Origin of the sequence: Niastella vici (genome assembly GCF_002077945.1) — a bacterium.
GTDB lineage: Bacteria > Bacteroidota > Bacteroidia > Chitinophagales > Chitinophagaceae > Niastella > Niastella vici.
Map to the genome: position 1 here is coordinate 314,299 of NZ_LVYD01000013.1, position 12,061 is coordinate 326,359.

Below are 12,061 nucleotides of genomic sequence, written 5' to 3' on the forward strand. Positions count from 1 at the left end.
TATGCACCGCTTGCGACGCTCCGTTCATCGGCATTAATTCTGTTGAGCTTAATCTAAAAGACCTCTGTAGCGGTCGGGCGTTGCGATCCCTTTCAGCTTGCCGTTGTCGCTATTCTTCTCCAACGCATTTTGCGTATAATTGAAGTCGTTGTCTTTATTGAACTGGTTGATGAGTTCAATAGCCTGGGCACTTTTGGCTTTATCTTCCAGTACCTTGTCGTCCATAAAGCGTGAGGTAACATCTATGGCCGATTTAATATGGCCGATCTTTTCACCGATCTGCACTTTCAATATGGCGAGGGCTTTTTCGGCATCCTGGTTCAGTTCATCATCGCCCCTGAACGCTTTCATGGCGCTTGTTACGGCCGATAAACCGGTTGTTACTGAATAGTACAGGTCTTTCTTGGCTTCCAGATCGAGCTTCGCATCTTCGAGCATAATACCGCTCTCTTCATAGGCTGCATCGGCAAATTGTATCAGCTTGTTCAGGTCGCCTACTATGGGGGTTACATTGTCGATGTACTCCCGGCAACGCAAAACATTGTTTGCATACAGATCAACCTGTCGACTGTTCTTTCCCTGTTCGGCTTGCAGGATCCTTACTTTTTGTATGTTCAGCTGCAACTCTTTTTCCTTGTCGGTCAGTTTGTCGACCAGCTCACTTTGTTTGCCTTTTAATTTGGCGGCCTGTTGATATAAGGTATTTCTATCCTTATAACCCTGCTCAATTTTGGCCTGCAGAATATTGAACGGATTCAATTCTATTGCAATGCCAATGGTGTAATTGGCGATGAATGCTGAAAAGTATTTTAATGCCCGCCAGAATTTTTTATTGGTTACGATCATCAGCAGCAAGCTGAGGATCACACCGCCTATAACCAGGTTCACCAGGTTCCAGGTTACGGTTACCAGCCATGGCAGTACGTAGGTTAAAAAACCGTACGCCAAACCGGCAAATAAGGATAGGCCTATAACAGCAGTGGCCATGTTCTTGGGTTCAGCAAACCACCCCGGGGTTTTTGCTTTTTGAATAGGGTTTATCATTTTATAATAGTTTATTGTATATAGCGTTTTATTTTTTCTATGTCCCGGTTTATCCGGCTCTTCATGGCTTCGCTCTCATATTTATAGCCGCCTGTATTGGCTTCAATCTTCGCTTCATTTTCTTTTATCTCGCTTTGCAGGGTCAGCTGTTCGTTTTGCAACGTGCTTATTTCCTGCGTCAGCTGTTGAATGCGTTGTGCTTTTTCTTCCATTTGCCGTTTCTTTTCATGCACTTTTTCCTGTAAGGCAGTGCCTACGGTGTTCTGGAAGTTGGTGGCATCGGTTTCCAACATTTGCAGGTACTGGGCAGCGGTTGATAATAATTTCTGTTTATCGAGCCCCTGAACGCTTAAGCCTGCAAAGGCTGTACTATAACGTACCTGTTCATCCGGAACGGCCTGCATGGCTTCTGTCATTTTACTGAACTCGAAGTAATCGGGCCCCGGAATGTTTGCTTCCTCGAACAGCTTTTCAAAGTAGGCGGCGAATTTGCTGTTCCCCGTTGATGCATAACTGTTGCTGGCAGTTGTGGGGGTGAAGGTGGCAGCTGGTTGCGGAGTGGCAGGTGTATAAACCTGTTTGGTTGCTGCCGGCTTTTCCGCTTCTTTTTTTGGGTCGTCGTTTACCTCCACGAAAGCCGACAGAATTTTTTTTCCTAAGTTGGCCATTGTTGTATGTTTTTAAGTGTTATTCAATACGATGGGTCTGGACAATAACTTTCATTCTCCCCCCTCCATCGAAGGGGCAGGAAGGCTTCCGCGCATAGAACGGTCACCCATAACAGCTGCACTGTTATGTCAATTGCTTTACTGCCTTGTTATAATGCTGATTAAATCAGAAGGGCAGGGTGTCAGTGAGTGAACGGGTACCGGCCATGGGAGAACTGAGCTCCGGCTTTTTTAATTCTGTTACTGCGGGTACTACTGACCGTTGTTGTTCATTTGCCATCGAATTGTAAACCATCTGTCGCAGTGTGAGTAAAATTATTACAGCTATTATGGGGCCGATCCAGCATTTTAATTTCATCTCCTAACTATTTAATTGCTTTTAAGCCAGATGCAACTGCGCGCAAGATTTTTCAAAAACCTTATGTAGCGATTGAAAAATTTGTGTGCTTCGTTCCATCAAATTGAATTGAGCATAGAAAATCCGGTACACAGCAAGCAGCTGTATAGGAAAATGTTTGAGCAGCGTTAGCTCGGTAGCTCTTTTCCTGGATGATTAAAATTGGATGATTGCTGGTGGCTTTACTCTTTGGCGGTAACGGGCGAAGAGAAACTCTAAGTAATGGTTCATTGTTGGTGGAGAAGTATCTCCTATTTGATTGACATACCAAAGGTATAAGGGGGTTAACATTTCGTTTAGAGAATCAGGCACGAGCGGCAACTTTTGTTTGCCGGCCGGTAAAGTATGTGTGATGAATGGTAAAATAAGTGGCTAAAAGCGAATATATGCGGGTAAGTGGCTGATAATCTTGCGGTAAGCGGTTGGGGCAAAGGTTCCTGGTCGCCGGAAACCATTCCATAGTGGAAGGCCACGGTTTACAGTTCAAAGTTCGCAGATCTGTTTATAATTCCTGATTGGCGGCAGCAATTCTTAGCTCAAAGTTTTCAGCTCCGTTCGCGGTGCCCAGACCTCGCAAGCGATACTTTGGCGCCTGGTTCCCGTGCTTTTGGCGGGTGTTCAAACAAAGACCAACCAAAGACCTAACAAAGACCAAACAAAGACAAGATAAGGATATGCCTTTATCAGGTCCCTGTTTGATCTTAATCAAGTTATAGTTTGATCTTATTTTGAATACGTTTTAAATACTAACTTACCTAATCAAAAAACTACGGTTATGGGAAGTCTTAAATATGGCAGTCTGGGCCCTGTAAATGGTAAAGTTGGTAACCTGATTGTCTCCAGTTGGAAGGGTAAGCCTTATGTTAAGTCGTTACCGAAAGAACGTAAGTCAATGCCCTCGGAGAAAGAACTGATCAACCGGAAGAAATGGGCCATGGCGCAGGCATGGTTGCGCCCTGTTACAAAATTTGTACGCGAAGGCTTTCGCGGCTATACCGAAACGGTAGAAGGGTATCTGGCTGCCAAGTCGTGCCTGTTAAAGAATGCATTCGAAGGGGTGGCGCCTGATCTTATCATTAACCCGGCGTTGGTGAAGGTGAGTGCCGGTGAATTGCCATTGCCGCAAAATATGCAGGCTACGCTGCTTGAAAATCATGTTGTACAGTTTGCCTGGAGTACAGAGGCCATTTCCCGCTCAAACCGGTACGACCAGGTAATGCTGCTTGCCTACGATATTGAAAATGGATTTTCAATAAGTACATTAACCGGACTGCTCAGGTACACGGGTGCCGATACATTACAGTTGTCGGCGGTGAGGGGCCAGGTGTATCACCTGTATGCCGCCTTTATAGCTGCAGATAGAAGCATGCAGTCGGATAGTATTTACCTGGGAGCAATGAATGTGAAGCCTCAGGAGTAATGGTCAATGGTCAATGATCAATGGTCAATGGTCAATGGTCAATGGTCAATGGTCAATGGTCAATGGTCAATGGTCAATGGTCAATGGTCAATGGTCAATGGTCAATGGTCAATGGTCAATGGTCAATGGTCAATGGTCAATGGTCAATGGTCAATGGTCAATGGTCAATGGTCAATGGTCAATGGTCAATGGTCAATGGTCAATGGTCAATGGTCAATGGTCAATGGTCAATGGTCAATGGTCAATGGTCAATGGTCAATGGTCAATGGTCAATGGTCAATGGTCAATGGTCAATGGTCAATGGTCAATGGTCAATGGTCAATGGTCAATGGTCAATGGTCAATGGTCAATGGTCAATGGTCAATGGTCAATGGTCAATGGTCAATGGTCAATGGTCAATGGTCAATGGTCAATGGTCAATGGTCAATGGTCAATGGTCAATGGTCAATGGTCAATGGTCAATGGTCAATGGTCAATGGTCAATGGTCAATGGTCAATGGTCAATGGTCAATGGTCAATGGTCAATGGTCAATGGTCAATGGTCAATGGTCAATGGTCAATGGTCAATGGTCAATGGTCAATGGTCAATGGTCAATGGTCAATGGTCAATGGTCAATGGTCAATGGTCAATGGTCAATGGTCAATGGTCAATGGATTTACGGCGGCGCAAGTTCGTTTATTAATTTGAACAATCGCGAGCTATTCACCATTGACCATTCACCATTCACTACAACAACTTATTTACTTTGCATCAGGGTAAGTAATTTTTTATCGAGTTTGTAACCATACCAGTCTTCATACTGCACATCGGCCCGGTTTGAATTCAGGATCCCGAAATCGCCTTTCAGTTCCCACAAGGCAAAACCGATCCCGTTCGAGGTGAGTATGTCGAGTACATCGCCAAACCACGCGAGGAATACATCGTGCGGCGTTTGGTTCCAGCAACCGCATTCACCGCAATGAACACCCACGCCCTGGTTTACCATCTCAATCCACGGTTTGTAATATTCTTCCAGTGTAGCGCGGCTGAAATAGCGGCCGCCAACTGTACCGGGCCACAAGGGCGTTGGCTGGTACGCCGCATCAGCATATACCCAGGGCGCTTTGTAATGCGAGATCTCAAATGGTGTATATCCGCGGCAACTTTGCGCAATGTTCAAATCGGCCAGCTCGGGAACCACATCTGAGCCGCCATTGTTGCCATCGGCGATAATATAATAATTGGAATTTTCTGCCCTTATTACCTGCGCGGCGGCCTGTGCTACCGAACGATACACAGAACCGGGAATGGCAGTGGTTGTAGAGGATGTGTCGTTTACATCTGCGCGATAACAGGGTTCATTCACCAGGTCAAAACTGATCTTGCCGGTTGAAGTATTCTTAAACCGCTTTGCCCAGTAGCTCCAGTGATAGCAAAATGCATCCTGTGCATCCTTTTCTTTAAACAGGTTGTATGGCTCATTATAGCCAGTGCTTACGCAGTAACCCGGTGCGCGGTGTAAATTCAGGCTTACATGCAGGTTATATTTCTGTGCCAGATAAATGGTTTGCTCTATCTGGTTCACCCGGCTTTCATTTATTTTATATACATCATCATTGTGGATGTACTTCTGGTATTTTTCCAGGTTCAGATAGTAGGGATAAGCCACAGGCATTCTGATGAAATCAAATCCCCAATCGGCCACCCATTTGAAGAACTCTTCGGGTGTTGAGCCGCCTGCATAATAGGGGTCTGGTTGAAAAAAGTCATTAATGTTAAAGCCCTTCCATTTGGGCAATCTGTTTTTTGAAGTGCCTGCAGTGGTTGAAGCGTTTGAATTGGTATTATTTGTATGCTGTGTAAGGGATGTGATTTCAGGTAATACTTTAGAGCATCCTGCCAACCCACCCATAGCTGCCAACCCGACATTACGCAAGAATGTCCGGCGGTTCAGGCCTTTGTTAATTTTCATATACGCCCAAGGAGTTTTAAAGTGAGAAAAATATTCCGCTACATTTATTCGATTTCTTAGTTAGCATTAAACGTACCAAAAAATGTTACAGTAACGGTTAATCTACAATTTTAATCTCCTGTTTTGGACTGTTGCCAAACCGTCAGATGTATTTCGTTTGTGTGTCACTGATAATTGATGATGCATTTGCGAATGTCGGGTTGCCTGCATATATACAAATAGAAAAGCCCCCGCGAAAGGGGGCTCTTCTCTCAATTGTTAACTTAAAAAACGACAACCCTGTTTGAAGATATTTTAGTATTGTTCTTTCCAAATACAGTTAGAAAATAAATTCCCGGTGTCATCGAGACAGGCCGCATCAGGTACACGGTTTGTCTGAATCGGGTAATCTGAATGGTTTGCTCTACAAATTTTTGGCCAGCCACATTGTGCAACGCTATGCAATAAGTGTTTTCTTTTAGCCCCGTGAACTGTACACTTATTTTGTCGACAATGGGATTGGGCGCTATTACCACGCGGGCGGTGGTGGGTTCAGTAATGGAGAAGGTCAAAATGTTCGAGTATTTGTAATCGGTGTTGTTGTCGATCATCTTTAACCGGTAATATTGAGTGCCGGCATCGGCGTTTTTGTCGGAAAATGCGTAATCGATGTGATTTGAGTTTTCCCAGGGAAATACAATGCCAATGCTTTCAAAATGGCTGCCATCGCGGCTTCGTTCTACCTCAAACCGGTTCAGGTTTTCTTCATGACTGGTTTTCCAGTATAAATTAATGTTGTTGTTTTGTTCCTTTCCCCCAAATTCTTCAATAACCACCGGCAAAGGGCTGGCGCTTGCGCACAGTTGTGTGTTGAACAAAAATGACTTGCCCACACCATTATCACCCACGGTAAAATTGTATAACAGGCCGAGCGTACTCCCCAAATTCAACAGGCTGTTATCAAAATCAAGCGCTGCTGCCGGGGAGCCAACAAGAATGCGGGTGGTAGCACCTGGGCCTGTTATGCCGGTAACACCGGCAACACTGAATCCGAACAGGGAAATGGCATTCACCGAAAGAAAGTCGCTGCCATAGTCGGTTGATGCGGTATACCCTGGCGTGCCATTGTAGGTGCCGGTTGAATTTCCCAGGAATACATAGGCCGAACCGCCTACTGCATTCGCCTGCAACTGCGTCAATGTTGCCCCCGATGATAAAGGCTCGCCCACTACCAGGTCGGTATACCCATCGCAGTTAACATCATAGGCGTTATCGATGGCCGCGCCAAACAGCACGTTCAAATGAAGGGTATTTAATACCGACAGCAGGCTGGAGGAGCGCGGTGATTCCAGCACCTGATCACTCGTAACGGAGGCGCCTGGTGAGCTCGTGCGCTTTTTAAAGATGTGAACGTTGCCACTATGAATGGTGAGACTTAATGCGTTTGACAGCAACCCGCCGGTAGGCGCGCCAATGGCCACATTACCGTTGCGGTTCCCATCCAAACCTTTTATGCCTTTTACTTTATAGCCGAATAAATTGGCGGCATCCGAAAACAAATTGCCACTTGTTGGTTTCAGCGTTGTGCCAATTGTGTTGATGATACCTGAACCGGTTCCATAATAAATATGGGCCGTTCCGCTTAAGATCTGTCCGCTCAGCAAACCGCCCAATGACGAAAGGTCGGCCCCCGCGGGCGCACCGGCTATTACATCGGCATAGCCATCGTTATTGAAATCGCCCACCCCATCAACACTAAAGCCGAATAATAAACCGCTTCCTGTAAGCGACGGAAAAGAGGCCAGTCCTAACAGGGAAGCCGAAGGTGTTTGCAACTGCACCGGTGTGGTGGTGGTTAAATTTCCGGAATAATAAACAAAGGCTGCCCCGTTTTGAACAGCCGTTAAACCGGCGCCCAGGTAACCTGGCGCTCCCACAATAATATCTGATTTGTTATCACCATCGAGGTCGCCGGTGGCAGCTACAGAAAAACCAAAAAGGGCATTCACCGATACATTGCTAAGCAATACACCGGCTATGCCCGTACTGAAGAAACCCGTGCCCTGTAGCTTAATTTCAATAAAATTCGTTGGATTGGAAGTGGCGGAATTGCTTCCGGGATATACATATACTTTTCCTGCTTTTACCGTAACCGATGTAGTTCCCAGAATGTCCGATGCGGTAGTGGTATAGGTATCGAGCGGCGCGCCAATAATAATATCATTGATGCCGTCGCCGTTTACATCGCCTGCATCAACACTGGTGCCAAAAAGGGCGCCGGCTACCGCAGTACCCGGTTGTAATGTTTTGGCCGGCGTAGTAGCTAACCCTGCCGGTGAACCGTAAAACACAAACACCGCACCCACGCTGGCGAGGGAGCCATTGCCACTGATGATATTGGTTAATCCTGGTGCGCTGATGGCCGCATCGCCATAACCATCGCCATTCACATCGCCCAAACCGGTTACCGCATATCCATATAATGATGAATTCAATTGTAATGAGGTAAGACCGCTAACAAGACCATCGGCCGATGTGCTCCACTCGGGCGTTTTATTCAGCGGGTCAATGGTAACGGGGTAGGTTGCCTGGCTGTCGTCTACTTCTATAGTTAGCATACCCGTGTTAAAATGCAGGGAGGCCGGTAATTTTTTTTGATTGGCATCCCATACATGCAGGTCTTCATAAGCAAGCACCATTTTATCGGCAGCATTAAAAAATGCCAGGCAGTTACTGTTCAGCAACCTGGCATGCAGGTCAGTAACGGGTTGAATGGACACCGTAAGTGCGCCATCGCCTGGCATTTTCCTGTTTACCAAAAAGTTCTGGCGTAAGCCATCCCTGTTATTCAGATATTCTACGTGAAAATGATCATAATTGTATTGCAACCGGTTGCCCGCATGAGTGATCGTATATTGCTGGCCGGGCGCCCATTGTATGGCTGAGCGTCCTATGCCTTTGAGCTGGAACGCCACCTGCCAGGCCGCTTGTTGCCTGTTTGCTGCTGTATAACCGGCCGGTGACAAATAATACCCGGTACGGTTGTGTGTATTAGTGGTAGTAAAGCAGCCATAGGGACGAGCCGGGTTTATTTGTTCTTCGAGTTGCTGTATGTTTTTAACTGCTTCACTATACCAACCCGGCGAGATGCCGGCGTTAGCCGGTAATTCTTTATTGGAAAGAAAAGTTTTAGATTGATTCATTTTCTGCACAGCAGGCGTTTGAGCAGGTACGGTAAGGTAGGGAAGTGCTGCAATAAGCACCCACATAAGGTAAAAGTTTGATTTCACTTGTAAGCGTTTATGGTGAACAGAATATAACTCATGACCTATGCAGCGGTTGTTGCCTGCATACGTAAAGCCATGTAGGCTTCAATGAATTGATTAATGGAGGTAGGAAATATTGGAATGAGATCGACGGAATTCCCGGGGTTGGTTTTCTTTCAAATATTGGATGATGTACTTGTGGTTCGTTGCTGAGGTAAAATTAGATCGCCTTGTGTGTTTCTTTTACCCCTATTCATTCAAAGAATACCGGCATCGGGCCAACAAACACTTAGACGTTCAAGTTATATCGGCTGATAATTGATAAAAGTCAAATCAATAAACAGCTAACCCTATAATTAAGGGAAAATGCTTAGCGGTAATTAATGTTTCTGCTCAAATGGTCAAATACAATTGATTAGCAAAGGTTCATAAAAAGTACTCAGGTGTATGTAATTATATAGTCTTTGGTTTAATGCCTGATGATTATTGGCGGGCACCTTGTTAAAAACCTTAAATCATAATCAAAACCAGTAGAAGTATGAAAAGCTATTCAATACGTGTAAGCAAAATAGAGGGAGACGATGCGTTTAAAGAATTGGCCCACGAAGTAGAAGGGGAGTTGTCGGCAGGCAATACCCTTATCAGGTTTTCGGGTGAAATGGGGCGTGGACAAATCAGAAAATGGCATCTCGACGCCGGATTGTATATGCGGGTGTGGGACCTTTATCTTTCGAAACCTGTTGAATTTATAAAAGAAGCATTACCGGTATATATTGCCAACAACGGGTACAGCCTGTTGTGCATACAAACGCCTGAATCGGTTGAGTTGAAGACGGTGAACCAGCATCAGCAATTTAATAAAGCGCGGGAGCGGCGGTTTGCCCTGGTGCCCGATTCGGTAAATGCGGGTTTGCAACTGGCTGCGCAACAGCCGGTGCAATTGATCGAATTTTCCATTTCGGCTTACTGGTTGAAGCAGCAACCTGGGTACATTCCCGTTGCCCAGTATTTTAATGATGGCGTTATGGACGATAACGGGGTGCCATTGCTGATTGAATCCATGACGGTAAAAACCAGTCAGGTGGCAGGCCGGATGATCGATTGTGTATACGTTCCGGAAGCCGGCGCCAGCAATATGCTTTCCGCAGCGGGCATCCTGATAAAAGATTTTCTCAGCGCAGCTTCCCGCGAAGAAACCGATAAAACAAACAGCCATATCGATCTGTATTATGAGAAAGTAAAAGAAGCGGAAGCTATTTTATTATCGAATCTGCAAAAATCGCCGCCGCGCATGAGCATCATTGCTAAAACAGTGGCGTTGAGTGAGTCAACACTCAAGCGGTATTTCAAGCTTATTTATGGTAAAAGCGTTTATGAATATTATTTGAACAGAAAGATGGAACTGGCAAGGACCTTACTGTTACAAAAAACCTATTCGGTAAACGAAATGGCCGAAGTGATGGGGTACGAAAAGGTGAGCCATTTTATTGAGATCTTCAAGAAACATCATGGTTGCTCACCGGGAAGCATTAAGAAATCGCAAATGGCAAATACAGAATATTAATGTGGCAAACATCAGCACAATTTGTCCTGGTTTTAACCGGGATAAAACTCAAGTTCCCTAAGTCGGCGTGCAATAATAACCCTGCGAAGTTAATTGCTTTGTAGGGTTTTTCTTTGCCCGCCGTCCGCGTGCCACTGAAGCTTTAGCGGAGGCGCAAGTCTTGCCGAAGGCGGAAAGCACTGGCAAATTAGCATAACTTGTTCCCGACTTTAGTCATGATCAACAAATTAGTCCATTATTCTTAAAATCCCAGGCGGGCAAGGGGTTGAAAAACGTATGGTTCAGTGCGAACGGGTTCTTTGAACAGCCAGTTATAGAACCGGTTCAACCATCCTATGAGGTTATGTTTATAGGCAAACCGGGGCTGAACCGTATAATATTTGGCGGCGCCTATTTTGAACTTCACCAGTACCATTTCTTTAAATGCTTTTGCTTTTATATCTTCTGATAACCCGATAATGCTGTTCAACTCTTCGGGATCAGCTATTATATATGCTTTACCGGTAATTTGAAGGTAGTAACCTTTGCCTTTGCGGTAGAACTGCATGTCGGCCGGAAACTCCCGGTCAAACTCGTTCAGCTGTTGTTCGGGCCGGTTGGTGAAAAACCAGATATTCGCTACTTCATCAACTTTTAATATGGATACGATAGTTGTCGGGAATTTTAACACGCCTCCTCCTAAATTATAAAACAACGCACTGCCAATTCCCTGGATCTTATCCTGTAAAAAAGATATACTGTTGGCGGCTCTCATATGTGTGTGTTTTAGCTTAGTTAAAGTTCAAATCCAATACCAGTAAGAGAAATTGCCATAAAGGGAAACTGAACCCTTTTCACGTAGAGTTTTTTCTACACATACTTTCTCTGTTGATACCCTGCAGATGCTTTACCGTGGCATCCATTTTTCATCATTCAGTTAGTACAATCTGTTTTTAATCACCACAAAACAATGCGTTATGGAAAGAGGAAGGAGTTCAAAAAATCAAGGGGCAACCAAGAGTACTACCAATAAGAGCAAAACAACAACAGGCAAAAAAGATCACCAGTCATTATTAAGAAAGTTCTTTGTAGAAGAGCTGCAGGATATTTATTGGGCCGAAAAACATTTGGTCAAGGAATTACCCAAATTACAAAAGGCCGCCACAACTGATGAACTGGCCGATGCCTTCGGCGATCATCAGGCTGCCACGGAAGAACATGTAAGCCGGTTGGAAGACGTGTTCAAAATGATGGGTGAAACTCCCAAAGCCAAAAAATGCGAGGCCATGGAAGGACTGGTAAAAGAAGCTCAAAGCATAATTGAAGACACTGAAGAAGAAACCGCTACCCGCGATGTAGCCCTTATTATGGCTGAACAAAAGGTAGAGCATTATGAAATTGCTACATATGGTAGTCTGGTTCAACTGGCAAAAACCATCGGTATGAATGAAGTGGCCGATGTGCTAGCCGAAACGTTACAGGAAGAAAAGGAAGCAGATGAATTGCTTACCAGCATTGCCGAAAGCAGTGTGAATGAACAAGGGGCTACTGAAGAAGGAAGTGAAGGCGAAGGAGAGGACGAATAAAAAGTTGCCTTATTAGAATTTCATTAAAAACAGTACACAAATACCTCAAATAACAAGGCTGGTATAACTTTTTTAGTTCTGGTTATAGATTTAGGGGTTTTTTAAGGTCTACTGGTGTCGGGCCATTCCTGGCCTGACTTTTTTTTGTTCATCCCTCGCTTATTTAATGTTAGAATATTAAATGTTGGAATGTCCCCATTCCTGCT

9 protein-coding genes are annotated in these 12,061 nt (G+C 45.0%); 4 read left to right on the forward strand and 5 right to left on the reverse strand.

Annotated elements, in window-relative coordinates:
* Positions 1 to 48: 48 nt before the first annotated feature.
* Together A3860_RS06945 and A3860_RS06950 are read right to left on the reverse strand one after the other, a co-directional pair.
* Positions 49 to 1,044, reverse strand: a complete 996-nt coding sequence (locus tag A3860_RS06945) for a hypothetical protein (RefSeq protein ID WP_081145823.1) — start codon at positions 1,042 to 1,044, stop codon at positions 49 to 51.
* Between the two features lie 11 nt (positions 1,045 to 1,055).
* Positions 1,056 to 1,712, reverse strand: coding sequence for a kinetochore Spc7 family protein (locus A3860_RS06950; protein ID WP_081145824.1), 657 nt, complete (start codon positions 1,710 to 1,712; stop codon positions 1,056 to 1,058).
* A 1,172-nt stretch (positions 1,713 to 2,884) separates the two neighbouring features.
* Here A3860_RS06950 and A3860_RS06960 point away from each other — a divergent pair.
* Complete coding sequence (locus A3860_RS06960) at positions 2,885 to 3,529, forward strand: DUF6266 family protein (protein ID WP_081145826.1); 645 nt, start codon at positions 2,885 to 2,887, stop codon at positions 3,527 to 3,529.
* A gap of 13 nt (positions 3,530 to 3,542) precedes the next feature.
* Positions 3,543 to 4,217: a hypothetical protein gene (locus A3860_RS06965; RefSeq protein WP_158085156.1), complete on the forward strand. Its 675-nt coding sequence runs from the start codon at positions 3,543 to 3,545 to the stop codon at positions 4,215 to 4,217.
* Positions 4,218 to 4,266: 49 nt separating this feature from the next.
* Here the strand turns inward: A3860_RS06965 and A3860_RS06970 are convergent, their stop codons facing one another.
* Positions 4,267 to 5,481 (reverse strand): glycoside hydrolase family 5 protein, encoded by a 1,215-nt coding sequence (locus tag A3860_RS06970; protein ID WP_081145828.1) that lies wholly within the window; start codon positions 5,479 to 5,481, stop codon positions 4,267 to 4,269.
* 263 nt (positions 5,482 to 5,744) lie between these two features.
* Entirely contained in the window at positions 5,745 to 8,729 is a 2,985-nt protein-coding gene (locus A3860_RS06975; protein ID WP_081145829.1) for a T9SS type A sorting domain-containing protein, read from the reverse strand.
* A gap of 535 nt (positions 8,730 to 9,264) precedes the next feature.
* Between A3860_RS06975 and A3860_RS06980 the strand changes: the two genes are divergently transcribed.
* Complete coding sequence (locus A3860_RS06980) at positions 9,265 to 10,290, forward strand: helix-turn-helix domain-containing protein (protein ID WP_081145830.1); 1,026 nt, start codon at positions 9,265 to 9,267, stop codon at positions 10,288 to 10,290.
* Between the two features lie 241 nt (positions 10,291 to 10,531).
* On the opposite strand, the gene A3860_RS06985 is transcribed toward A3860_RS06980, so the two are convergent.
* Complete coding sequence (locus A3860_RS06985; RefSeq protein WP_081145831.1) at positions 10,532 to 11,044, reverse strand: hypothetical protein; 513 nt, start codon at positions 11,042 to 11,044, stop codon at positions 10,532 to 10,534.
* 202 nt (positions 11,045 to 11,246) lie between these two features.
* Here A3860_RS06985 and A3860_RS06990 point away from each other — a divergent pair, with 202 nt between their 5' ends.
* Positions 11,247 to 11,855 carry a YciE/YciF ferroxidase family protein gene (locus A3860_RS06990; protein ID WP_081145832.1) on the forward strand — a complete coding sequence of 203 codons (609 nt, stop codon included), beginning with the start codon at positions 11,247 to 11,249 and terminating at the stop codon, positions 11,853 to 11,855.
* Positions 11,856 to 12,061 lie beyond the last annotated feature (206 nt).